This is a genomic window from Bacillus sp. NS1 (assembly GCF_058248265.1).
This window is the reverse complement of sequence record NZ_JBZAZF010000002.1, coordinates 493,785-518,874: the sequence shown is the minus strand read 5'-3', so window position 1 is coordinate 518,874 and position 25,090 is coordinate 493,785. Positions and strand designations below refer to the sequence as shown.

24 protein-coding genes and 2 pseudogenes are annotated in these 25,090 nt (G+C 40.9%); 8 read left to right on the top strand and 18 right to left on the bottom strand.

Annotation, left to right across the window (positions count from 1 at the left end; genetic code table 11):
* Positions 1–13: 13 nt before the first annotated feature.
* From cbpB to fadH, 7 genes and pseudogenes are all read right to left on the bottom strand, one after another.
* Positions 14–457: a cyclic-di-AMP-binding protein CbpB gene (gene cbpB / locus AC4CV5_RS08210; RefSeq protein WP_019714232.1), complete on the bottom strand. Its 444-nt coding sequence runs from the start codon at positions 455–457 to the stop codon at positions 14–16.
* Between the two features lie 138 nt (positions 458–595).
* On the bottom strand, positions 596–793 hold the full coding sequence (gene abbA, locus AC4CV5_RS08205; protein ID WP_010886502.1) for an AbrB antirepressor AbbA: 198 nt from the start codon (positions 791–793) through the stop codon (positions 596–598).
* Positions 794–926: 133 nt separating this feature from the next.
* On the bottom strand, positions 927–1,445 hold the full coding sequence (locus AC4CV5_RS08200; protein WP_490922442.1) for a ribonuclease H-like YkuK family protein: 519 nt from the start codon (positions 1,443–1,445) through the stop codon (positions 927–929).
* A 109-nt stretch (positions 1,446–1,554) separates the two neighbouring features.
* Entirely contained in the window at positions 1,555–1,794 is a 240-nt protein-coding gene (locus AC4CV5_RS08195; RefSeq protein ID WP_003218671.1) for a YkuJ family protein, read from the bottom strand.
* A 260-nt stretch (positions 1,795–2,054) separates the two neighbouring features.
* A pseudogene (locus AC4CV5_RS08190) lies at positions 2,055–2,165 on the bottom strand (manganese catalase family protein); the annotation flags it as partial.
* 248 nt (positions 2,166–2,413) lie between these two features.
* On the bottom strand, positions 2,414–3,637 hold the full coding sequence (locus AC4CV5_RS08185; RefSeq protein ID WP_490922441.1) for an EAL domain-containing protein: 1,224 nt from the start codon (positions 3,635–3,637) through the stop codon (positions 2,414–2,416).
* A gap of 63 nt (positions 3,638–3,700) precedes the next feature.
* Complete coding sequence (fadH, locus tag AC4CV5_RS08180) at positions 3,701–4,465, bottom strand: 2,4-dienoyl-CoA reductase (protein ID WP_222142739.1); 765 nt, start codon at positions 4,463–4,465, stop codon at positions 3,701–3,703.
* Between the two features lie 142 nt (positions 4,466–4,607).
* On the opposite strand from fadH, the gene AC4CV5_RS08175 reads away from it, so the two are divergent.
* The 4 genes from AC4CV5_RS08175 to AC4CV5_RS08160 all read left to right on the top strand — a co-directional run bounded on the left by AC4CV5_RS08175 (position 4,608) and on the right by AC4CV5_RS08160 (position 7,978).
* The gene (locus AC4CV5_RS08175) at positions 4,608–5,468 is read left to right on the top strand and encodes a metallophosphoesterase (RefSeq protein WP_490922440.1); all 861 of its coding nucleotides are present in this window, start codon (positions 4,608–4,610) and stop codon (positions 5,466–5,468) included.
* A 56-nt stretch (positions 5,469–5,524) separates the two neighbouring features.
* Complete coding sequence (locus AC4CV5_RS08170) at positions 5,525–6,019, top strand: L,D-transpeptidase family protein (protein WP_080010306.1); 495 nt, start codon at positions 5,525–5,527, stop codon at positions 6,017–6,019.
* Positions 6,020–6,094: 75 nt separating this feature from the next.
* Entirely contained in the window at positions 6,095–7,387 is a 1,293-nt protein-coding gene (locus AC4CV5_RS08165; RefSeq protein ID WP_019714224.1) for an MFS transporter, read from the top strand.
* Positions 7,388–7,513: 126 nt separating this feature from the next.
* Entirely contained in the window at positions 7,514–7,978 is a 465-nt protein-coding gene (locus AC4CV5_RS08160) for a YkyB family protein (protein ID WP_019714223.1), read from the top strand.
* Positions 7,979–8,018: 40 nt separating this feature from the next.
* On the opposite strand, the gene cheV is transcribed toward AC4CV5_RS08160, so the two are convergent.
* Positions 8,019–8,930 (bottom strand): chemotaxis protein CheV, encoded by a 912-nt coding sequence (cheV, locus tag AC4CV5_RS08155; protein WP_019714222.1) that lies wholly within the window; start codon positions 8,928–8,930, stop codon positions 8,019–8,021.
* A 206-nt stretch (positions 8,931–9,136) separates the two neighbouring features.
* Here cheV and AC4CV5_RS08150 point away from each other — a divergent pair, with 206 nt between their 5' ends.
* Both AC4CV5_RS08150 and AC4CV5_RS08145 read left to right on the top strand, forming a co-directional pair.
* Positions 9,137–9,298: a hypothetical protein gene (locus AC4CV5_RS08150; protein ID WP_019714221.1), complete on the top strand. Its 162-nt coding sequence runs from the start codon at positions 9,137–9,139 to the stop codon at positions 9,296–9,298.
* Positions 9,299–9,498: 200 nt separating this feature from the next.
* Positions 9,499–10,680: an aminotransferase A gene (locus AC4CV5_RS08145; RefSeq protein ID WP_222142738.1), complete on the top strand. Its 1,182-nt coding sequence runs from the start codon at positions 9,499–9,501 to the stop codon at positions 10,678–10,680.
* A gap of 9 nt (positions 10,681–10,689) precedes the next feature.
* On the opposite strand, the gene kinA is transcribed toward AC4CV5_RS08145, so the two are convergent.
* Together kinA and AC4CV5_RS08135 are read right to left on the bottom strand one after the other, a co-directional pair.
* Entirely contained in the window at positions 10,690–12,510 is a 1,821-nt protein-coding gene (gene kinA / locus AC4CV5_RS08140; protein WP_166853303.1) for a sporulation histidine kinase KinA, read from the bottom strand.
* Between the two features lie 163 nt (positions 12,511–12,673).
* Complete coding sequence (locus AC4CV5_RS08135) at positions 12,674–14,794, bottom strand: peptidoglycan D,D-transpeptidase FtsI family protein (RefSeq protein ID WP_490922438.1); 2,121 nt, start codon at positions 14,792–14,794, stop codon at positions 12,674–12,676.
* Between the two features lie 337 nt (positions 14,795–15,131).
* On the opposite strand from AC4CV5_RS08135, the gene AC4CV5_RS08130 reads away from it, so the two are divergent.
* A complete protein-coding gene (locus tag AC4CV5_RS08130) occupies positions 15,132–15,905 on the top strand; it encodes a CAP domain-containing protein (RefSeq protein WP_490922437.1) in 774 nt (257 codons plus the stop codon).
* Between the two features lie 123 nt (positions 15,906–16,028).
* Here AC4CV5_RS08130 and AC4CV5_RS08125 read toward each other — a convergent pair.
* The 4 genes and pseudogenes from AC4CV5_RS08125 to mcpC all read right to left on the bottom strand — a co-directional run.
* A pseudogene (locus AC4CV5_RS08125) lies at positions 16,029–16,192 on the bottom strand (IS5/IS1182 family transposase); the annotation flags it as partial.
* 196 nt (positions 16,193–16,388) lie between these two features.
* Positions 16,389–17,279 (bottom strand): Vgb family protein, encoded by an 891-nt coding sequence (locus AC4CV5_RS08120; RefSeq protein WP_222142735.1) that lies wholly within the window; start codon positions 17,277–17,279, stop codon positions 16,389–16,391.
* A gap of 575 nt (positions 17,280–17,854) precedes the next feature.
* On the bottom strand, positions 17,855–18,721 hold the full coding sequence (locus tag AC4CV5_RS08115; protein WP_222142734.1) for an NAD(P)-dependent oxidoreductase: 867 nt from the start codon (positions 18,719–18,721) through the stop codon (positions 17,855–17,857).
* A gap of 153 nt (positions 18,722–18,874) precedes the next feature.
* Entirely contained in the window at positions 18,875–20,842 is a 1,968-nt protein-coding gene (gene mcpC, locus AC4CV5_RS08110; protein WP_490922436.1) for a methyl-accepting chemotaxis protein McpC, read from the bottom strand.
* Between the two features lie 134 nt (positions 20,843–20,976).
* On the opposite strand from mcpC, the gene AC4CV5_RS08105 reads away from it, so the two are divergent.
* A complete protein-coding gene (locus AC4CV5_RS08105; protein ID WP_490922434.1) occupies positions 20,977–21,675 on the top strand; it encodes a GNAT family N-acetyltransferase in 699 nt (232 codons plus the stop codon).
* Here AC4CV5_RS08105 and splB read toward each other — a convergent pair.
* The 4 genes from splB to AC4CV5_RS08085 form a co-directional block, all read right to left on the bottom strand.
* Positions 21,672–22,700: a spore photoproduct lyase gene (gene splB, locus AC4CV5_RS08100; RefSeq protein WP_490922432.1), complete on the bottom strand. Its 1,029-nt coding sequence runs from the start codon at positions 22,698–22,700 to the stop codon at positions 21,672–21,674. The genes AC4CV5_RS08105 and splB overlap by 4 nt on opposite strands.
* Positions 22,701–22,777: 77 nt before the next feature.
* Positions 22,778–23,017, bottom strand: coding sequence for a splAB operon transcriptional regulator SplA (splA, locus tag AC4CV5_RS08095; RefSeq protein WP_003218644.1), 240 nt, complete (start codon positions 23,015–23,017; stop codon positions 22,778–22,780).
* 90 nt (positions 23,018–23,107) lie between these two features.
* Complete coding sequence (gene ptsP, locus AC4CV5_RS08090; protein ID WP_003218638.1) at positions 23,108–24,820, bottom strand: phosphoenolpyruvate--protein phosphotransferase; 1,713 nt, start codon at positions 24,818–24,820, stop codon at positions 23,108–23,110.
* A complete protein-coding gene (locus tag AC4CV5_RS08085; RefSeq protein ID WP_003218637.1) occupies positions 24,820–25,086 on the bottom strand; it encodes a phosphocarrier protein HPr in 267 nt (88 codons plus the stop codon). The genes ptsP and AC4CV5_RS08085 overlap by 1 nt, the downstream gene beginning before the upstream one ends.
* Between the last annotated feature and the right edge of the window lie 4 nt (positions 25,087–25,090).

Here is a 25,090-nt window from a genome sequence, read left to right as displayed (position 1 = left end):
TAGGCCGTGAAGCCTACTTGTTCAATGAGCGTATATGCTTATTCAATTCCTTTAAAACCACTCTTCTCGTAAAAATTCCTTCAAACACCTGTTCGTCATTTACCACACAAACAAATCCGTTATTAATGACCATGCCAAATCCCTTCATAATCGGATCATTGATATGAAGCCGCGGAATATCAGTCAGCATGACTTCTTCGACAGTAATCTTGTCAAGCTTTTCAAACTCGATTCGCTCAAGCCCAAAAAGGCTGTTCATGATCATATTTGTACCGATTAATCCATGTAAACGATAGGAAGGATCAAGAACCGGGATGGCTGTGTATCCGGTTTTTGTCAGCACTAATAATGCGTGCTCAAGGTTGTTGCCGACTTGAACGTGCGCTACTTTGTCCGCCTCAATCATAAATTGTCCGACTGTTGCCTCAAGAAGCTGGTCTGATTGTAAGCTTATCATGTTTTCGACCCCTTTTCATTTTCATCAACAATACATTCCCTATATTACAATAATATAAACTTTATCAGTATTTGTCGAAAAGTTTCCTTTCAATAAAAAAGATACTCTTTGTGTGAGTATCAATTATAGGGTGCTCCATTAATTTTCAAATCGAAATCGGTCGTATAGCGTTACAAGTTTTTTGTAGGTGGTTCCGTCAACGTTTTTGGTTCCTGTCTCTATATCGTTGATCTCACTGCTTAATAGCTCGATGGCATACTCATGGTTGATCAGGATATTCAGCAGAAGTTTTTGTTCTTCTTCTGTAAATCGTTCACCGATAAGACTCATTCGCAATCAGGCCCCCTGTTTTATACTGAATACCTCTGAAAGCAAGACAACTTACTTTCAGCTCTACCGCTAGAATAAGTAATCAGAAAACAAACGTCAACCGCATAATTCGACATTTCCCTTGGCTTTTTAGCCGGAATTATTTTGTGAAACGATTTGCATAGCTGAAGGCAGTGTATGAATCCGGTTTTATTTTCGCCTCAATCCCCATGGAAGTGATACGTCCTGTCATCTCTTGAATCAGTTCTTTTGTAAGCCCTTTTTTCCCAATATCCAAATGAACCTCAAAGGTAAGATCCGCCCCCTCTCCTGTAAAGGGCAGGAGCAGATCGGTAATATCCATTAAGTGCCCATCAAGAATATGAGCGGCTGTTTCTTGGCTGTACGCCGTTTCTAACGAAATTTTCTCCCGAAGGCTATGTATGGGTCTGTTGACTGTATGATTATTCAAGCAGCCCCAAGCTCCCTTGCCTGTACGATGCAAATGCAATGCGGTAATAAACTTTGTGTAATCGCGGTACACCTGTGAATCGGTTCCGATCGATAACACATAGGAAGAACGGGGGTCCTTTCGAACAAAGGCTTTAAGCCGTTCCATCACATCTTGAAAGGTCATCTGTGCTTCTGAAAGATTATAAAACAGAAAAGAATCAGCCATCACGACACTCCTTTTCAAGGATTTACAACCATGAAACAAGTATGCTCCTTACCGTTTATTTCGATTACTTTTGCAAAAGTGGAAGCTTGTTCCCACTATTTCAGGAATCTTACTGAAGAAGTTCAAAGATTTCGATAGAAACCATGTCGATATTATCAAACGGATATGTGTTAGGTTTTTCACCTTTTTGGAAAACCGTCAGTTCAAACGTTTGATTTTTTTCGAAATATTTAACACTGCATATTTTCTCACCATTTACTTCGAAATAACGCTGCATTGGCTCGTTAGCCGCTTCCGCCGTTTCTTGCAGACTTTGCAGCCGTGTGATGATACCCATTAATTGTGACATTCTAAAAAAAGACTCCTTTCAAAAAGCAACTTCAAATCAACAAGTATTTATTATAATACAAGTTCTATTGAGCATCATACCATAAAGTCGAACAGGATGGCATTTTCACTGCTGAATTTAAGAAAAGAAAAAAAGTGAAAAAACTATTTTTTATTAGTTTGAGGCTTTTTTTGGAATGTCATGCATACAATTATGATTTTTTTGATATACCTGCAGATTCAAGAAGGCTTTTTGCAATTTCATCAAAATCTTCTTTTGGAATTTTGCAATATGTATTGAATCAGAGGAGACATCTCGCCGCATTTTCCGCCTAATAGCTCTTGCACGGCCGCTGCCGCATTGGTGCGGTTATTCGAGCGCTGAAAGAACATTTTTGATGCTCCCAGTGTTCAACGTTTTCCCCTAGTTAGGTTTATTGTTTTATTGGATTGTCTTATGCTTTGGCAAATAAAAAAACTTGGCGGGGGTAGCGCCAAGCTTTTTCGGATCTTGATCTGATAGAGGGGTTGGGGAACAGAGAGTAGCTTCTCTCTATAATTAAATGATAATGATTATCAGTATCAATGTCAATCGTTTTTTGATATTTTTTTCAATTCATAAAAAACGGCCTTTCAGCCGCTTAAATCAATCCATCCTGCTCATATAAATAAGAATAAGGCAAGTCTATAAATAAATACATCTGATCATCCATCGGATACGAAAACGTCCTGATCATTTCACCTGTTTCCAAATCACTGTACAAATCACTGAAAAACCCTTTTCTGAGATTTCTCATTCTCATAATGTTCTCCAGAAAATAAGGACGCCAGCTCCAGTTCTTTTCCGCGTATTCCGGCTGGTAAATCCATTCTCCATCTTGTTTGAACACATTTCCCGTCAGCTGATCGCCTTCTTCATCACACATGTAAATTCTAAAGCTGCAATCGGTCAGCTCTTCCGCCAGCTTTTTAATAAAGTCATCATCAGAAGACAGATTGTTTTTTCTCAAAGATGCTACAGCTTGATGAACCCGTCTGTAAAACTGTTCAGAGTGCTCGTAGACGGTTTCAAGCTTCTTTTTCTCATGTGTGATAAATTGGTGAAATTCAGTTTTAAGTCTTTGTTTCAAAACATCTCTCTCTAGAAACGTTTCAGACGGGGACAACAAGTAATATCCCTGAAAATAACGGCCTCCGTTTCTCCAAGCGTATTGAAGCTGGAAGTTCGCCTCAATGTCTTCATACAGCAGCGCCGCACCGATTTTTCTCGCTAATAAAGATATGCTGTACAGAACATGCTCATATGACGGTGACGGCTGTGATACTTTCAGCGCCTGCAAATCGATTTTTAACAGATCTGGTGAGAGAAGTGCAATTCTGTCCAAATTGCTGCTTTCTTTTCCGATGTTATCAACTGCGATTTTAATTCCGTATGTACGATAGTAGGCAAGCATATGGTAGAGCTGCTCAATATCCCCTTCAAAATTGTGCTCCGTAATTTCAAGTACAAACCGGTGGAGTTCAATTCCCTTTGCTTCATATGATTTCAAAAGCTCCAGAAAGCTTTCGCCGTGATCAAGCATCAGCAGATTGGCATCCTGATTCATAAAAATCAGCAGATCAGAATCGGCCTCTAAAAAACGGTCAAGAGCCTGGCGGATAATTCTATTATCAACCTCTAATTTATATTCTTCGGGTATCCCCGCGTCTAAAAAGAAGGGCCCGAGACTTTGGATTTCTGAATCTGCCACAATTCGCCCCAGCACCTCATATCCGACGATCTTCTGTTCCTCGGCACTGAAAATCGCCTGGTAATATGGAAGGACATCATCAATGTTCGTTAAAATATCAAGTGGATCCAACATGTTATCACCTGCTTCTCTATCTTTGTCTGATTATACCACATTGAATCCATAGATTAATATGCTTTAAAACGGATAGGGATTCAGCCATTGCCCACCGTCCATTGTGACACACTCCCCATTCATATAGGATGCTTCATCTGAAAGTATAAACGCGGCCAAAGCGGCGATTTCCTCCGGTGTGCCCAGCCTGCCGAGCGGGACACTGTTCATTGTGCGGGCCATCGCTTTTTCCGATTCAAATAGCTTCTCCGCACCGCCTGTTCGCTCAATTGGTCCAGGTGCAATCGCGTTTGTGCGGATGCCGTATTGGCTTCCCCACTCCACGGCCAGCGTCCTTGTCAGTGACAATACCCCTGCTTTGGCTGCAGCGGAATGAACGACCCCCGCTCCCGCTCCCCAAGCGTATGTGGCGGCCATATTTAAAATGACGCCCTTCTGCTGCTGCTCGATCCAATGCCTTGCCGCGGCTTGGCTGCAAAAAAATGTACCGTTTAAAACAATCTCAATAACGGCTTTCCATCCATTGGGCGTTAGCTTTTCTGCCGGACAAATAAAATTTCCGGCTGCATTGTTAATCAGCGCATCAAGCCGTCCAAAGGCTTTTATTGCTTCTGTAATCATGTTTGAAGCTTCGGAATCAGAACGGACATCCATTTGAAAACAGGCGACTTGCCCCTCAAAGGTCTCAATTTCTCTTTTTGTATCCTCAAGTGCTTCCTGGTTCCGTCCTGTCACCATGACATACCAGCCTAATTCAGCCTGTTTTTTTGCCATCGCCTTTCCCATGCCGCTTGACCCGCCGGTAATGATAACTGCTTTTTTTTCCATGTTTCTCCCTCCTATTATGAATGAGTATTCATTCAATATTATTCTATCATTATATGCCTGCCTCTGTCAGTACATGCTGACATGAGATTTTTTCAAGATACAGATGCTATAATAGAAAAACTCTATTAAAGGTTGGTTTGAAATGAAAAAGATATCCAGAAGGCAATTTTTGAAAGGAATGTTCGGTGCTCTTGCTGCCGGGGCTTTAACTGCCGGCGGAGGATACAGCTATGCCAGATATCTGGAGCCGCATATGATCGAGACAACCGAACACACAATAAAAAGCTCTCTTATCCCGCACGGATTTGACGGATTTAAAATCGTGCAGTTCAGTGATACACACTTGAGTGATTATTTTACTCTTGAAGATTTAAAAACTGTCATCTTGACAATTCATGAATCTAAACCTGATCTCATTGTTTTTACAGGTGATATCATCGATAATCCTGATACGTACCAGCAACACCAGGCCGTCATTCCATTATTGAAAAAACTACATGCGCCATTTGGAAAAATTTGTATTTACGGCAATCATGATCATGGAGGCTATGGAACTTCCGTTTACAAAAGCCTGATGACGGCCGGCGGTTTTACGGTATACCGCAATGGCTATCAAACATTGTCGCTTGCAGATGGCAGCGAAATCGAGATTGCATCGCTTGATGACTTAATGCTCGGAAACCCAGATTATGAAGGCATCCTATCAAAGCTAAGTGACAGACTATTTTCCATTCTGCTCGTCCATGAACCTGATGCAGCCCTGAAAACAACAGGATATCCGGTGAATATTCAGCTTTCCGGCCATACACACGGCGGCCAGATTCAGCTGCCTTTTTACGGACCGATTATTACGCCCCCATATGGAAAGGTCTACACAGAAGGAATGTATCAAACAGGCAGCACTCATATTTACGTAAACCGCGGCCTTGGGATGACCAGACTGCCTTTGCGGTTTCTAGCCAAACCTGAAATCACTGTCTTTACCTTAAAAAGCATAAATTAATGTAGCAGGATGGACTCCTCATCAATACTTATAAGTAAAAAAGGAGGATGAGGAAACTGCTTACGTACCAGGTGAAGCAAGGTGATACACTGAGCAGCATCGCGGCTGATTTCAGAATCAGCACCGCTGCATTAATACAGGCTAATCCGTCACTGCAGGCAGGGATCACTGCGGGACAGTCCATTGTCATACCAGGCCTGCCGGACCCAAATACGATTCCGTATCATATTGCAGTCTCAATCGGAGCGAAGACCCTTACGCTGTTCCAGAATAATCAAATCATGAAAACCTATCCCATCGCTGTTGGTAAAATACTAACGCAAACGCCTACTGGCGAGTTTTACATTATTAACCGCCAGCGCAAGCCCGGCGGCCCATTTGGCGCTTATTGGCTAAGCCTTTCAAAACAGCACTACGGAATACACGGGACGAATAATCCCGCTTCGATTGGCAAGGCTGTTTCTAAAGGCTGCATTCGCATGCATAACAAAGACGTGATCGAACTCGCTTCAATTGTGCCAAACGGAACAAGAGTCACCATTAACCGGTAATGTTTTCTTATTTGTTTCAAAAACAGGCGGTTTATAATATGATAAAGTGGGACCTTTAGGGTAAGGAGCGTTTTTATGGATATATTTAAAAATCGTAACTTTGTTCGTCTATTTTTCGCAGCACTCGCTTCTCAAATGGGTACGACAGTAGGCAACATGGCATTCGCTTTTTTCTTGCTGGACCGCTTCAGCAGCCAGCCTTCATATACGACCTTGGCGGAGCTGATGTATTCTCTTCCGACTGTATTTGTATTTCTGATCGTAGGAGTAGTCGCGGACCGGTTTGACAGAAAAAAGGTAGCAGAAAACTGTGATTGGATCAGAGCCGGCCTGACTGTCGTTCTTTTTTTCACTTTATTTACCGGCAATATTCCTCTTGTTTTCTGTATTTTATTTATCAGAAGCGCTGTAACGAAATTTTTCTTTCCGGCAGAAAACAGTTTGGTACAAGCCATCCTGCCGAAGGAGCATTATGCGAAAGCGGCAGGGCTTAACCAGATGCTTTTTAGTATTTTTATGGTGTTCGGAGTTGGAATAGGCGCTGTTATGTACAACACAATCGGTATTGAAGGCGCCATTATTCTTGATTTTGTCAGCTTTATCATTTCCGGGCTGCTGATCCGCAGCTGCCGGATCCCGAAAGAAGCCCGACAGCCAAACGGTGCATTCAGCTGGAGAAAAGCTTCTGTTAAAGATTCAATAAATGATTTTAGGGAAGGCATTCTCTATATTTCAAAAAACAAACTGCTGGCATCTCTTATTTTCGGTTTCTTCATTTTTGGATTTGTCAACGGAGGATTCGCCGTATTACCAATGTTTACAATGAAATACGGATTGGCGCCTGACCGTTATGAGTGGCACACATCTGTATTTACGATCGCACTCGGGTTTGGGCTGCTGGCGGGAAGTGTAATCGGCACGATCATCTCTAAAAAAGTGAAGCCGCACTTTTTAATGTCGATACCGATTTTCATTGCAGGCTTGCTGATTTTCGTTCTTGGCTACACGAATGTTTTATGGGTGTACTATGCGGCAGCTTTTGCCCTGGGAATGTGCATTGGACCGATCAACATTGCAATCGGAGGATGGATGCCAAAGATTGTTCATCCAAGGCTGATGGGACGTGTAAGCGGCCTGCAGGACCCTTTTATGATGTTTGCACAGTCTTTGACACTCGGCTTAGTTGCGCTGTTATTCCCTAAGTTCGTTTCAAACATTGATTATCTTTATTACGGCATGGGCGTTATCATCCTGCTTGTTTTTATTTTTTATTTTGTTGCATTGCCAAAATACAGTGCGCAGGCTGCGGAAGTGAATGTTCAGGAAGCATTTCAAGAGCAGCCGAAGAAGAAAGCAAGATCTGTATAATATACGTTAAAAAATGCGCTTTTTTTCTAAGAAAAAAGCGCATTTTTACATTCAATATTTGCATTTCAACTTTAAAAAAGTATAATCTAATCATATAGAATTTGATAAGAGCAAAGGAGAGAAATAATGGACGACCATGCATATACGAAAGATCTGCAGCCAACCGTAGAAAATCTTTCAAAAGCAGTTTACACTGTGAACCGCCATGCAAAAACCGCCCCCAACCCTAAATACCTATATCTGCTGAAAAAACGGGCTTTGCAAAAGCTTGTTAAAGAAGGTAAAGGAAAGAAAATAGGGCTTCATTTTTCAAAAAATCCAAGGTTCAGCCAACAGCAATCGGACGTGCTTATCTCAATCGGAGACTACTATTTTCACATGCCTCCAACTAAAGAAGACTTCGAACATCTTCCGCATTTAGGTACACTTAATCAATCGTACCGAAATCCTAAAGCTCAAATGTCTTTAACAAAAGCGAAACACCTGTTGCAAGACTATGTCGGCATGAAAGAAAAACCGCTTGTGCCAAATCGCCAGCAGCCAGCTTATCATAAACCTGTTTTTAAAAAGCTTGGCGAGAGTTACTTTTAAAATAAAAACAGCCGTGCCACTCAGGCACGGCTGTTCTTAATTATTCGATGACATACGTATCCACTTTTTTAATCAAGTCACTGATCTCAGGCTTGCTGATTTGCTCATCTGCGCCAACGACTTCTCCGCGGTGACGCAAATCATCCGTAATTAATGATGAGAAAATCATAACCGGAACGTCTGAGCTTTTCGGATTTTCCTTCAGCAGCTTTGTGAGCCTGTGTCCGTCCATTTTTGGCATTTCAATATCAGTGATGATCATGTCAATCTGTTCTGATAAATCAGTTTCGTTTTCAGCAAGGTTCATAATGTATTCATATGCCTCTTTTCCGTTTTCGAATGAAGAAACATTGTTGTACCCTGCTTCTTTTAACTCATCCTGCAAGAGGCGCATCAAGAGCGGTGAGTCCTCTACAATGATAAGCTTTTTATCAGCTCTTCTTTCATCGAAGCCCTCGGTATGCATATTGTACGTATCAACACCTGAGTCTGATTCAATGTCATAAATAATTTTTTCGTAGTCAGGCAAAAAGATCATCACGTCTTCGAGCTTAATAATTCCGGTAAGGTGCCGCTCCATTCCTTGATTTAACGATGTTGGCTTTTCAATTGCTTCCCAGGATACTCTGTGAATTTGAGAAACAGAGCCGACATGGAAAACAATTTTCCGTTTATTAAATTCAGTCACGATATATTTCTCGTCTTTTGATCCATCAGGCTCAACTCCAAAAAATGAGAAGAGGCTGATCACAGGGAGAATTTCTCCTCTGAGCTTAATCATTCCTTCTACATGCTGATGGGAGTGAGGTACTGATGTCACCTCGACTGGCTGAATTATCTCCCTTACCTTCATGACGTTAATCCCGAAAGCATTATCACCCACGCCAAACTTCACAATTTCTAATTCATTTGTACCAGAATCCAATAAAATTTCGTATTGTTGTAACGACACTTAAATCCCTCGCTATTCACATTCAGTATTGTACTGTATATATCGGCGTAAATTGTAAAAAGTGAATGGCACAGCTCTTCAAAATCGGATTATGAAAGCGTCATGCCGCGACTCTTTAAAAAAGAAACTTTTTTCCTAATACCCATTGACTTTCCAACTAACAATGATAAAATAGTCAAGGATTTTTCCAAAGAAGGGTGTAAATAATGGGTACCTTAGTAATATTTAAAGATAATGAAATGACTGTTTTAGAAGATATCAGCGAAGAGACTTACCTGCATATGAAGAAAGAATCAGCTGACCTTCAACAAGGACATCCCCCGTATATGATTTGGCACGAAGACCTTCATTTTGATTATGGTTATTAATGAAATTGGCACATATAAACAATAATAGAACATGATACAATAAAGACAATCAAATCGCTGGTTGTCTTCTTTTTTTCTGAACGAAAGGTATGTTTAGAAAAAGGGCGCATACAATCGAAATATATCTGCTAAAAAGGTGACAAATGATCAGCTAGTGGTAAAATAGGATAAACTCATTATATTTGTTAAGGTGATGAATTATGGAACATTTGCTGAATCCGAAAGCAAGAGAGATTGAAATTTCAGGAATACGCAAATTCTCAAATCTTGTAGCTCAACATGAAGACGTAATTTCACTTACAATCGGCCAGCCTGATTTTTTCACGCCGCATCACGTGAAAGCTGCCGCAAAAAAAGCCATTGATGAAAACGTGACGTCATATACTCCGAACGCCGGCTACCTGGAGCTGAGACAAGCTGTGCAGCTTTATATGAAGAAAAAAGCGGATTTCAACTATGATGCTGAATCTGAAATCATCATTACAACGGGCGCAAGCCAAGCCATTGATGCTGCATTCCGGACGATTTTATCCCCTGGTGATGAAGTAATTATGCCAGGCCCGATTTATCCAGGCTATGAGCCTATTATCAATTTGTGCGGCGCCAAGCCTGTCATTGTTGATACTACGTCACACGGCTTTAAGCTAACTGCCCGTCTGATTGAAGATGCTCTGACTCCTAACACCAAGTGTGTCGTGCTTCCTTATCCGTCAAATCCTACCGGCGTGACTTTATCTGAAGAAGAACTGAAAAGCATCGCAGCCCTTTTAAAAGGCAGAAATGTCTTCGTACTGTCTGATGAAATATACAGTGAATTAACATATGACAGACCGCATTACTCAATCGCAACCCATTTGCGGGATCAAACGATTGTCATTAACGGCTTGTCAAAATCACACAGCATGACCGGTTGGAGAATTGGATTTTTATTCGCACCGAAAGACATAGCAAAGCACATTTTAAAAGTTCATCAGTATAATGTGTCGTGCGCGTCATCCATTTCTCAAAAAGCCGCGCTTGAAGCTGTGACAAACGGCTTTGACGACGCGCTGATTATGAGGGAACAATACAAAAAACGTCTGGACTATGTGTATGACCGTCTTGTTTCTATGGGGCTTGATGTTGTAAAACCGTCTGGCGCGTTTTATATCTTCCCTTCTATTAAATCATTTGGAATGTCTTCATTTGATTTTAGTATGGCTCTTTTGGAGGATTCTGGCGTGGCACTCGTGCCGGGCAGCTCGTTCTCAAAGTATGGTGAAGGATATGTGAGGCTGTCTTTTGCATACTCGCTGGACACGCTAAGAGAAGGCCTGGATCGCTTAGAATTATTTGTATTAAAAAAACGTGAATCAATGCAGACGATAAACAACGGCATTTAAGCCGTTGTTTTATTTTTTTGGAAATGAAATTTTAAACGCTGTGCCTTTTTCCGGCTGGCTGTCTACATGGATGACTCCCTGATGATTTTCGATAATATTAAATGTCACCATCAGTCCAAGCCCCGTGCCTTTTTCTTTTGTCGTTAAAAATGGTTCTCCAATCCGGTTCAGCACCTTTTCAGGTATGCCTTCCCCTTCATCTTTGACAGTGACATGAACAGAATGCTCATCCTCAGTTATGATAATGTCAACTGTTCCCCCGTCAGGCATTGATTCAACTGCATTTTTAATTAAATTAATGAATACCTGCTTTAATTGGTTTTGATCTCCGTTTATATAAATGCTGTCATTTTCATAGCTGGTTCTGATAAAAATGCCATTTAAATTTGCCTGCGTTTCTAACAGGGCTGAAACCTCACCAATTAATTTTTTCAAATTCAAATATTCTTTAACGGCATTTTGCTGGGGTTTCGCCAGCATAAGCAGCTCACTGAGTATTAATTCGATGCGGCTGAGTTCAGAAAACACAATATCAAAGTAATGTTCATTTCCTTCCATCGTCGGCTTCATCAGCTGTAAAAATCCTTTGATCGCTGTCAACGGGTTGCGGATCTCATGGGCGATTCCCGCCGCGAGCTGCCCTGCGATTGATAATTTTTCTGATTTCAGCATCAATTCTTCTGTTTGTTTTCTTTCAGAAATGTCCCGAAGAATGACTTGGACAGCTGCTTCACCAAAAAAGGTCGTCGGAATGCAGACCATCTCCGTATAGATGACCCTGTTCTGGAAGGTGAACCATGATTGCTTGACAATTTCTGATTCTGTTTTTTGCTCGGCGATATTTTGGATTCTTTCTTTTACATCCTCGTGATCACAAGGATGCAGCTGATCATATATGTTTTTGCCAATTAAATCCTCATAGGTAGCCGCTTCAAACAGGGAAATTCCTGACTCATTCATAAACACCCATTTTCCATTATGAATCACCGCAATGGTATCGATTGAATTTTGAATCAGCAGCTGATATCGTTCACGGCTTTTTTGCAGGATAGTTTGGAATTTTTTCCTTGAAGAGATATCGATCAGCAGCAGCAGCTCAGCCTGCTGGTTTTTGTAGACGGTCGGGGACGCTTTCACTTCTAAATGAACAGGTGTGCCATCAAGCCTTTTCCACGTCTGTTCAATCATTCCGACTTCCATTCCTTTTTGCATTCGTATAATCCTGTTTTTCACGATATCATGATATTCTTCTTCAATAAATTCATAGGACCATTTGCCAATAATAGCATTCTTGCTTTTTGCACCCAGCATTGAAAGCATAGCGTTGTTTACATAGACGATCTTGCCTTTGACACTGATGCATAGCGGACTCGGGAGATTTTCAACTAACCGTTCGTAATCATCCGTTATATATGTAGTCGATTCCGGGCTTGCAGGCTCGATTTCATGTTTTTCGCAGTTTAGGGATTGATGGCCTGTTTCTTCTTCAAGAACCTTCATTTTCAAAATGATTTCCCGTTCTGTCCGCTCAGCTCTTGTCGTAACGATTTCTACCGCAGCCTCCACCCACACAATCGTATGGTCTTTTTTAATAAAACGAAAGGTGCACGGCATCAGATGGTGTTCATTATAAAAATAGCTTTCAACTAAAAATTGGTCTTCCTCATGCAGAAACGTTTTGAGGAATGATCCGATCATCTCTCCTTGGAGATAGCCTAAGTGCAGTTTGGAGTTGGCAGATATATAAATGATGCGTCCATTAGAGGCCAAGACTGCATGAATATCGGTTTTTGTTTGAAATGGTTTAACATGCTGCGTATCCTGTTCCACAGAATCCCTCCTTTGCATGATCATCGTGTTTCGATATATACAGATTGACTTTTACCTAGTATGATTCGCTAGAAAATGAGTATTCTCCTTCTATTCTTATGGTGAACGTCAATTTTTGAATAAAAGAAAGGGCACACAACCCTTCAGTTGAGCACCCTGTTTTTTATTTTTTACTGTGTTTCTTTTCGAGCTCTGCATAAGCGTGAATAGCTCTTTTGGCAATAAGTTTGTTGATCGGATCGTGGTCGTTCGCTACAGAAGGTACAACGACACTAAATGCCACTTTTGGATTTTTAGACGGATAATAGCCGACAAATGTCAGATTATACGTGCTATTTCCCCACCAATTACGGTTCGTGCCGTAGTAAAATGTTTCGGCTGTTCCCGTTTTCCCTGATACGTCTTCTGTAAACGTATTTTTAGCTGTCCCTGAAGAAGTGACTAATTTCATACCTGTTTGCACTTGCCTCAAATCACTCTCTGAATTGTTGATCTTATTTAGTACTTTAGCTTTTCTATGTTCAATCGCCTTGCCAAGCTGGTCTTTTTTGCCTGGCTCATGAATACTTGTGACGATTCTAGGCTGAACACGATAGCCTCCATTGGCGATTACTGAGATGTACTGGGCCATTTGAAGTGGTGTGTATGTATCGTATTGACCGATTGCCAAGTCTAAAATTAATCCCCCTACAGTTTCAGGTGTGGTTTGCATGCCGGCTGATTCCTGCGGCAGATCAATACCTGTCTTTACGCCCAAGCCAAATTGGCTGTAGTAATTTCTCATTTTATTTAAATCCTTCTGATCAGCAGGAAGAGGTCCATGCGGCTTGTATGTTACACCGGCAATGTGCATGGCGACATTAAACATATATACGTTTGAACTTTTTTGCAAAGCGGTTAATTCATTGATGGTTCCCATGTTCATATAGGATTTCTTTGGTTTGTTATTACCTGCAAAATACAAAGGTGTATCAACAAAATATTTATAATGCGGAATCCCGTCCTGATAGCCGGCAAGTACGGTGGCACCCTTTACTGCGGATCCCATTTCGTATTGTGTTGTAAAAGCACCTATCGCATAATCTTGAATTTTGTTTGTTCCCAAATCTATCTTTTTTCCTGCCATCGACAAAATATCGCCGTTATTCGGGTCCATCATCACGGCAAAGGCTCTGTCAAGCATATAGTTTCCGCGTGCACGGCTGTTTCTCACTTCTTCTTCAATGATCTTTTCTACTTCTGCCTGAAGCTCCATGTCGAAAGAAATCTGAAGATCGTATCCCCTGCTGCCTTTATCAATCGTTTTTTGGCTGACGACATTACCTTTATTGTCTTCTACGTATTGCACTTTTTCTTTATGCGAATTTAAGTAGTCTTCATATTGATACTCTATATAACTTTTCCCCACCCTGTCATTATTCGCATAGCCTCTTGTTAAGTAGAAATCTTTACGGTCGCTCAGCAGGCCTTGATCAGGTGTCGTGACACCGCCAAAAACGGAATAAAGGGTTTTGTCATAAGGATATTTTCTTGTCCAATCGTTTACGATGTCGATTCCCGGAAGCTCTTCTAAATGCTCAGATACGATCGAAATTTCATCATATGTTAAGTCATTTTTTGGCCGTTGCGTGGAGCTTTTCTTCTCATCAAGCAGCGTTCCGTTTTTTCCATTGCTGTTGCTTTCATTTGGATTCATCGCCTTTACGATTTGAGGTTCGTAAGCATTTCCGCTTGAAAACCTTGTATATATCGCAGCAATTTCCATTTCTTCGTCGTCTCGCTGAATCGCCTTCAATTCTTGATCCGGAACACGTTCAATTTGAAGCTTGTAAGCCTGGGCCCCTTTTAGATTGCTTTCAGATTCCTTAAGCAGAGCGGCAGCTTTTTTCGGATGAGATGCAATCCAATAATCACGCAAATCTCTTTCCTTCAAAAATTCGGTATCAATATGAATGAAAGCAGCAAGCCGCTTCGCTGTTTTGATTTTGTCTTCTGTTTTTGTGCTCGATGTTGAAACATACACAATTTCAGGCACGCTCTGGTTATCGACAGCCACTTTCTGGTTTCTATCGTACATCTTCCCTCGAGGCGCCGGATAGTACGCTGTTTTTGCATTTGCTTTCTCAGCGTCTTCTTCATGCTGTTCGCCTTCAACAATTTGAACAACGCCAAGCTTAAAGATTAATGCAGTGAATAGAACAAAGACAGCAAGGAAAAAAAGGTTCATTCTGATTGCCCTGTTTCCTTTGCTTTTTTTCTTTGGTTCACGTCCTATTTCAGTCACTTCTGGTTACCCCTCTCAAATCATTCAATATATTTACATATACTGAGATTAATTGTAACACCTTTGTAACAGTTGTTACAGCAAAAAAGGATAAAAAAAGCTGTCAATATAAAAACACATTAAAATATAACTAACGATTCAAATAAAAGGAAGCAATGTAACTGTACAATAATATCATGAAATGCAGGTAATTCCCTTCATCTCAGCGGTTTAGCGCATATTGGTTACGAAAATGACAATCTCTCTTTGTCAAAGGAAAGTCATGGATACTTTATGACAAAAAAGCTATGTTATGATTTTTTTGTAGAAACAAACAACTCTAGGAGGTTATGAACTAATGAAGAAAGCATTTATTTTATCTGCTGCCGCTGCGGTTGGATTATTCACATTCGGAGGCGTACAGCAAGCATCAGCGAAAGAACTCTCCTGCCAGCATGTGGTAACGGTAAAAACGGGGAACACAGTGCAAAACATGTCTCTTAACGATGTAGTGAAAAAGCTGCATATTAACACAAATATCAAAACATTAAACGCTGCTAACGAAAAAGAGATCAAGCAGCTTCTTAAAAAACATGCGAAGCAATCTAACATGAACATTCAGGATGTTCAAAAGAAAGAAACTGCAAAACCTGCACAAAAAACTACAGAAAAAGCAGCTACGGAACAAAACACTGCTTCTAAAGCACCTGCTGCTGCTGAAAAAACAAACACAACAACATCTGCGCCTTCATCTGTAAGTGCATATGAGAAAAAAGTTGTTGAGCTTACAAATGCAGAAAGACAAAAACAAGGCTTAAAACCGCTTCAAATTGATGAAACGTTAAGCAAATCTGCACGTGCAAAATCTCAGGATATGAAAGACAAGAACTACTTTGATCACCAAAGCCCAACTTACGGCTCACCGTTTGACATGATGAAATCTTTTGGAATCAGCTACAAAACAGCGGGTGAAAACATCGCTAAAGGCCAAAAGACACCAGAAGAAGTAGTAAAAGCTTGGATGAACAGTGAAGGACACAGAAAAAACATTCTAAACCCTAACTTTACTCACATCGGTGTAGGCTACGTTGAGTCTGGAAGCATCTGGACACAGCAATTCATCGGAAAATAATATATAAAGATCCTGTACGATAATCTTCAGCTTGTAGAGAAAACCATGTTTTTTCTGCAAGCTTTTTTGTTTTTTACATTTGCATACACTCATTCATCTGTTTCTAGAAACAGAAAAAAGCTCCTACATACCGGCTAAGTATATGGCAATCTTCTTCATATTTTGGCACGCGGCTGTCCGGAGAACTTATTCGCGTTTTCCCTCAATCTGCACTACACTTTGAATCTGCAATGCTTCGCTCAATTTTTCTTTTTTTCAGGGATTTTCCCTGAAACAGACAAACGATTATACATGCCGGGTTGAACGATGGGTATTTCGGTCAGATTTTGGACAAGCCAGAACAAATTAGGCTTCATACTGAGTTTCTTGTGTGGAACAAAGTATGACACCTTCCTTTTAGTCTTTCTTTTATTTTATTACAGGTAAAATAAAAGCTGCCGAGGTTTTCTCGACAGCCTGAGGAGCAAAGGGTGCCCTTTTGCATTATTTTATTAAATGTAGTTTTCCTATTTTGTTACATTCTAATGCAAACCACACTGTTCCATCATTATCACATCCAATTCCATGAGGTTCAGCATTAGGTGTGTTGATTGTATATTCTTCAATTGTTTGATCACTTGCCAGCCTTCCGATTTGATTTGCTCCCCACTCGGTAAACCATAAATCAGATTTCACTCCTGCCACGATAGCGTGGGGACGTGCATTTGGTGTAGGGATATCATATTCAGTTATTTCACCTGAAACTGTAATCTTACCTATCTTATTACCCATTATTTCTACAAACCAAAGTGCATCATCATGCCCCTTTGTAATCCCTACTGGTCCTGCTGCTGGTGTCGAAATTGGAAATTCCGTTAACTGTCCTGATTCAGTTATTTTGCCAATAGCATTGTTCTGGTTTTCAGTGAACCAAAGTGACTGATCTGAACCCAATGTAATAAAAGAAGGGTATGATTCTTGATTAGGTAGTTCGTATTCATGGATCTTGCCCTCTGCCGTCAATTTACCTATTCGATTTCCATTCATCTCAGTAAACCAGATATCGCCGTTTGGACCTTCCGTAATTCCATATGGGGCTGAATTTGGATGCGGCAAAGGATATTCTATAAATTGCCCTTTTGTTGTTAATTTCCCTATCTTATTAGCTCCATTTTCAGTAAACCAAATATCTCCTTTTGAAGACACCGTTAAACACATGACTCTAGCATCTGGTGTCGGAACAGTATACTCTTGAACTTGTCCCTTCTTATCAATACAACTAATCTTGTTTGCTTTATGCTGAGTAAACCATACCTTTCCTTCGAGTGAAACTGCTATCCCATATGGACCTGAATCATCATGTAGAATATTTATTTCTTGCTGTTCAAATTTCATATAAATTCCCCCCCTAAAAAAGATCTACAAAAAAACCTCCTATTCTCATTTTCTGAGATAGGAGGCAATGCATAGTTCATACCTAAGTAGACTTGACTTAAAAGCCACTTTAGTCAGTATAAATAAAGAACATTACACATAATCCTATCTCAGAAATTCAACCAATAAACAAAACAAATAAGCATTCAGAAGCTGAATGTATAAGTTAAGCTATTGATTCTTTCTTAAAGTTAGGATTAATAAATCATGTTCTTATTTTCATCCTTCCGTTTTTTGTTAAGGTAACTGTAAAATACTAGCTCAATTTTGTCAAATGAAAAAAATGTGTGCGGAAGGCGTTCATTTTTCCAACAACAAAAGGCGCATGATCGAAAGAAGGGTGCTTTTTGGAAAAGCAAAAATATAATAAATGCGGATCAGTTGCAACAGTATTGTAAACTGTCCGAGTTTTTAAAAGGGTAAAAGCACGATTGAATTAATAAAGAGAAGGATAAATCCCTCTCAGAGAATGAGAAAGGCTGTCGAGGTTTTCTTGAAAGCCTAAAGGAATAACTGTATGTTACAGGCAATCTTTTTTATTTTACCCAAAGCTTATATATACTCTGTGTTCCGCTGTTTTCTTCGCCTTGTGCAGCGAGCTTGTCATATAAGGATTTTGCAAGCGACAAGCCTGGCATCTCTTCCCCCATTAATTCCGCTTCCTCAAGCGCAATTCCCATATCTTTAATAAAATGTTTTACATAAAAACCTGGTTCAAAGTTGCCTTGCAGCATACGGGGTGCAAGATTTGACAATGACCAGCTACCTGCTGCGCCAGTTGTGATGCTTTTCAGGACATTTTCCGGCTTCAGGCCTGATTTTTGAGCATATGCCATCGCTTCAGCAACGCCGATCATACCAGCTGCGATTGCAATCTGATTACACATCTTTGTATGCTGGCCGCTTCCAGCCGGTCCTTGATACTGAATGTTTTCTCCCATTAAAGAGAAAATCGGCAAGCAGGCTTCAAATGCTTCTTTTTCTCCACCGACCATAATCGCGAGTGTTCCGTTTTGTGCACCGATATCTCCGCCGGAGACAGGGGCATCTAAAGAGAACAATGCTTTTTCTTTGGCCGCTTCAGCAATCTTCTTCGCAAGCGAAGGTTTAGATGTCGTCATATCAATGAGATATGTGCCTTCTTTTGCATTTTCAATAATTCCGTTGCTTCCGAAATACACTTCTTCAACATCACTGGGATAGCCGACCATTGTAATGATAACGTCCGCTTCTTTTGAAAGATCTTTGACCGTTTCTTTCCATACCGCGCCTTTTTGCAGTATGCTGTCTGCTTTTTCTTTTGTCCGGGTGTACACCAATACAGGATGGCCGTCATCGAGAATATGTGATGCCATGCTCTTTCCCATCACTCCAAGACCGATAAAACCAATTGTTTTTTTCAAGGTCATTCCTCCCAGATGTTTCGTTTTGATTTTAGTTAAAATTTATCATTTTACCTTCATTTTCTAGACTACCATATCTATTCTTCATATAGTAGACCTCTTAATATAAAAAAACCCCCCGAAAGAAACCATGTTTTGGGGGAATTTTTTGGATTACAATGTGAATTTTGCAATTGTGTTCATAAGCTCTTGGCTTGCATGTTTTAATGTTTCCGTTGAGTGTTTGACTTTATCAAGGGTGATCAGCTGTTCATCTGTTGATGCGTTTACTTCCTCTGCTGCAGCGGCCGATTCCTGTGATATGGCTGATATGCTTTGAATCGCTTCAGAAATTGCGAGCTGTTCATCACTCATTCTTTGAATTTCTTCGTAAATGTGATCAATGCCTTGTACCAGTGATTGCATTTCTGCCGTTATCGTGTTTAATACCTCTCCAGTCTCATGAATGGCACTGTTTTGTTCATCATTCATTCTGCTTGCCTCAACCATTGCGTGAGAGGCCTCTTTTGTCTCAAGCTGGATAAGCTTCACAGTCTCGCTGATATGCTTTGTAGAAAGTGCTGATTGCTCAGCAAGCTTCCGCACTTCATCGGCTACGACGGCAAAGCCGCGTCCGCTTTCTCCGGCTCTGGCTGCCTCAATGCTGGCATTTAAGGCAAGCAAGTTGGTCTGGTCAGAAATATTCGAAATGGCTGTAACGACCTCTTCAATATTCTTTGTTTGATTTTCCAGATCAAGCAGCATCGTTTCAACCTTTTTTGTTTCCATGTTGGCTTCGTTTGACTTCATCAGCAGCTGGCCGAGCGCGTCAAGTCCTTTATAGCTTGCGTCCTCAGACGATTTTGAGCGTTCTTTAATCCCGCCTGCCTCCTCAGCGATTTGTCTGATTTTAGTTGACAGGCTTTCTGATTTTTCGTTAATGGTCTCGACTTCAGAAGCCTGTTCTGATGCCCCAGCGGCTACTTCTTCAATCGCTTTTGCAATTTGTCCGCTTGTTTCATTTGTTTCCGCAGAGACAGCCGTTAATTGCTCAGAGGTATCAGATACTTTCCCTGAAGAGAGTCTCACTTGCTCAACCATTTCCTTCATATTCTCAACCATCTGATTAAAGTCTCTTGTTAGAATACCGACTTCATCCTTGGATTTTGATTCCGCGTGCACTGTTAAATCGCCTGCGGAAACTGCCTTCGTTTTTGCGATCAGCTGCTGTATCGGGCCGGTTATCGTTTTGGCCAGGAAATAGCTGAGAATAATCGTTGCGACAAGCGCGATCAGTGATATCCAAAGGTTCGCCCGGTTCATTTTATCTGAAATCCACATTAATTTATCAGTATCAAATTGTGTTCCGACTTTCCAGCCCGTTTCACCAATCGTTTGGTACACAACCATTTTTCCATTTTCATCCTGTATCCCTTTTTTCTCAGATGCAATGGTTTTCAATGATTGATCCTTTGATATATTTTTTCCTTGGTTTGACGGGTGGGCTAAAAGATTGCCGCTTGCATCAGCTAAAAAGGCAAATCCATTGTAAGGCACCTTTTGCTTATTGACCATGCTCTGGATAGCAGAAAGTTTCAAATCGTAGCTGGCAACCCCTATCACTTTCTGCCCGTCAAGGACCGCTTTCGATGCAGTGACAATCATGTCTCCCGTCACGACATCTTTATAGGGTTCCGTCCAAACGACTTGATCCGGAGTTTCAGCTGCAAGCTTATACCATGGTCTTGATGTCGGGTCATAATCATCAGCAAAATCGGCTTTCGGATATGTAAACATCTCTTTTTTTGCGGTGCCTATGTAAGCCATCGCAACATAATTATCGTTATCTTTGATTTGTTTAATGTCATCATTAAACAGCCGAGAAGCTTCTTTACTTGGTTTCGTTACAAATGTATGAGCTAATTCTCCATTAGCCAATCTTGTTAACGAAATGGCATAACTCTTTAATTGCAATTCAATATTTTGTTCAAGTGACTGTGTCACGTTTTGAGTTGTATTTTTCCCATCCTCTGTAATCATTGGTTTTAGCGTCAGATAAGAAGACAGCATTAAAAGAACAACTGTGACGATTAACATGATCGAAACAAAAACAGCAATCTTCATATGAAGTTTTTTAAACAAACCAATCCCCTCCTAATTTCTATATCGGCCTTTTCGTTTGAAAAATGAATAATCAAAAAATAAATTATATGAAAAACGAAATATATTTACTGAAAATTCAATCTTCGTTATAATAAAACAATAAAAGGAGGGTGATGATCATACTCAAACAAATATATGTGCACAACGGCAGAAAATTTGAGTCTCTGACCATAAGAAACTATACTGAGACTGACGTAAAGGGGCTGATTTCTCTTCAAAGAGAATGTTTCCCTCCTCCGTTCCCCCAAGACTTGCTATGGTCAGAGGAACAGCTTGAGAGCCATATCCAAACCTTTCCGGAAGGCGCTTTATGTGCGCTGGTCAATGGCAGAATTGTCGGTTCTATGACTGCCCTTATTGTACATTTTGAGCCTGAATCTCCTGACCACACATGGGCGCAGGCAACAGACAACGGATCTATTAAAAATCATGATCCTCGCGGAAATACTTTATATGTAGTGGATATTTCTGTTTCTCCTCATTATCGTAAGCTTGGAATTGGAAAATGCCTGATGAATACGATGTATGAGCTGACTGTTGACAAGCGGCTGGAACGCCTGCTCGGCGGCGGACGCATTCCTTTTTATCATAAATACTCACACGAGATCAGCGCTGGTCAATACGTTGAAGATGTGATAGAGGGCAGGAAAAAAGACCCTGTGCTGTCCTTTCTTCTCCATTGCGGCCGTTCACCGATTCGTGTTGTCAGCAATTATTTAGACGATAAAGAATCTGTGAATTTCGGGGTTTTGATGGAATGGAAAAATCCTTTTTATAAAAAAGCGAGCTGTTCATCACAACAGCCCGTTTAAGTGAAATATTCGATTTTCGCGTTAGGGAAATAAGAATCAATATAGGATTCAAGCGTTTCCCGAAGTACATGCTCTTCATCTTTCTGATAAATATATTTTCCGATCCCGTAACGGCCCCATTTATAACGACGTTTTTCTTCATCTAATTCGAGCTTCGTCTTCGGATAATTCTTCTCTATCACTCGTTTGGCCGGTTTTGTAAAACGGTGCTGGATTAATTCAAACGTAATATCATGTCTAACATCCTGCGGCAAAGCAGCATCAAGCTTTTCAAACAGATGTCTGTATCCTTCTTCCCAGCCTTCACGAATATAAATTGGAGCAACAATAAAGCCTAGCGGGTATCCTGCTTTTGCAACTTTTACTGCCGCTTCTATACGTTTATCAAGAGGTGAGGTTCCCGGCTCAAAGTTCTTAATTACATAGTCGGCATTAATACTGAATCTGAATCTCGTTTTCCCGTTATGCTTTGCATCTAATAGGTGATCGACATGATGGAATTTTGTAACAAATCTGAGCTTTCCAAGATCACTTTGTCCAAAATGTTCAATGGCGCGCTTCAGCGTGTGTGTCAGATGATCGATTCCCACAATATCTGATGTACATGAGGCTTCGAACCTTGTGAATTCTGGTGCGCGCTCCTTCATATACTGATCTGCCTGATCCAAAATCTCCTCGACATTTACATAAGTTCTGATATACGGCTTTGATCCCATGGTTGTTTGCAGGTAGCAGTAATGGCAATGCCCCATGCAGCCTGTTGCAAACGGAATGGCATATTCAGCCGAAGGTTTGGAAGAATCAAACTTTAATGTTTTCCGTACACCGATGACTAACGTTGACTTCGCGTTGCGATATTGCTGAAGATGATTTTTTCCAGGAATATTACGCACTTGATTGTGGGATGTTGTTTCTCTGATTTCAATGCCCATTTTCTCAAATTTATCTTGTAATTCTTGGGCCAGCGGATATTCCAGCGCTCTCGGTTCAATATACACAAGCTGCGGAACAAATGGGTTCTGCATAATGCCACATCCTTTTCCTTTACTAACGTTACTTTTCTCATAAGGCGGAAAGGATATGAGTTGTAATGATTTCCTTGTTACTCATACGGATCGATATCAAATAGTTCTTTGTAGAGTGATTTAGCTTCTTCATAGCTTGCAAACACAGCATCGTCCTCAGCAAACGGATGATAGGTTTCATAAATAAACAACGAAAGCTCACCTTCATGGTACGGGTGATGTACAATTTCAGCTTCTTTTATGTGGGCAACATTGGCGGCGTGCGGATTTCTGTAGATCACGTAAACTGTATCTCCTGCGTTAAATTGGTTTGACATTCTATCCCTCCTAGCCATGTTATTGTGCCCTTCTATGCCCTTACTTATGAAAAAAACCAGACAGGCCGGAGGCCGTCTGGTTTCTGTACATTACTTGAATGTTTCTTTTACGAACGCGACAACTTCTTCTGTCGTGCTCATAGACAAGATTTTCTCTTTGAATGACTCAGCTTCTTGTTTAGACAATTTGCTGATTTGTGTTCTTGCCGGAAGGATAGAAGTTGCGCTCATTGAGAACTCATCTAAGCCTAAGCCGAGAAGGATCGGAATCGCAATCTCGTCTCCTGCCATTTCTCCGCACATGCCAACCCATTTTCCTTCTTTGTGTGCCGCTTCAATTACGAGTGTAATTAAGCGCAGGATTGCCGGGTTGTATGGCTGATACAGGTAAGATACACGTTCATTCATACGGTCAGCTGCCATTGTGTATTGGATCAAATCGTTTGTTCCAATACTGAAGAAATCAACCTCTTTAGCAAACTGATCAGCGATGACTGCAGTTGACGGAATTTCAACCATCATACCGACTTCAATATCATCAGATACAGCCTGTCCCGCTTTTACAAGCTTTTCTTTCTCTTCAAGAAGGATCGCTTTTGCTTCTTTGAATTCGTTAACTGTCGCAATCATAGGGAACATGATTTTCAGGTTTCCGTATGTACTTGCACGAAGCAGCGCGCGAAGCTGTGTTCTGAAGATTTCTTGCTCTTCAAGGCAAAGACGAATCGCTCTGTATCCCAAGAACGGGTTCATTTCTTTAGGAAGCTGCAGGTAAGGAAGCTCTTTGTCTCCGCCGATATCAAGTGTCCGCACGACAACTGATTTTCCTTCCATACGCTCAAGAACCGTTTTGTAAGCATCAAACTGCTCATCTTCTGTAGGCAGCTGATCTCTTCCCATGTAAAGGAATTCTGTACGGTACAGACCAACTGCTTCTCCGCCGTTTTCAAGAACGCCTTTCACATCATCAGGAGTACCGATGTTAGCTGCAAGCTCTACATGATGTCCGTCTTTTGAGACAGTCGGTTCATTGACAAGCTTCGCCCACTCAGCTTTTTGAGCCAAATAAGCATTATGTTTTTCTTCATACTCTTTTACCGTTTCCGCAGATGGATCGATAATGACATCGCCATTGATACCGTCAACGATAACAGTCACGCCGTTTTGGATCGTGCCTGTAGCCGCTTTCGTACCGACAACTGCAGGAATCTCAAGAGAACGCGCCATGATGGCAGAGTGAGATGTGCGTCCGCCGATATCAGTTGTGAATCCTTTTACGAACTCACGGTTTAATTGAGCTGTATCAGACGGTGTTAAGTCTTCAGCTACAATAATAACCTCTTCTGAGATCATGCTTGGGTTTGGAATTTCGACGCCAAGCAAATGCCCGGTTACGCGTTTTGTTACGTCGCGGATATCTGCCGCACGCTCTTTCATATATTCGTTGTCCATGGATTCAAACATAGTAACGAACATAGAAGACGTTTCTTTTAAAGCGAATTCAGCATTCACTGAATCAGTGCTGATTTTTTCTTTCACAGGGTTCAGAAGCTCAGGATCACTGAGAACTAAAAGGTGAGCAGAAAAAATATCAGCTTTATCCTGACCCAGTTCTTTCAAAGCGTGCTCTTTAATTTTTTCGAGCTCTTCTTTTGAACGTGCAATCGCTTCATCAAAACGGCTTACTTCCGCTTCAGAATCAGAGATGTTTTTCTTTTCAACCGTTAAATCTGGCTCTTCAAGCCGGTACGCTTTTGCAATTGCGATGCCGGCTGAAGCACCAATCCCTTTTAATTCTTGCATTACTCGCCGAGTCCTTCGCTTTTCATTGTTTCTTCTAAAGCGTTAAGAGCATCGTTTTCGTCAGCGCCAGTAGCAGAAATTGTGATCTCAGCGCCTTTAGCGATACCTAAAGACATAACACCCATGATAGATTTAAGGTTAACTGTTTTGCCGTTATATTCTAAATTAACGTCAGCGTCGTATTTGCTTGCAGTTTGTACTAGAACTGTCGCAGGACGAGCGTGGATTCCAGAATCTGCAGTTACTTTAAATGTTTTTTGTGCCATTTTT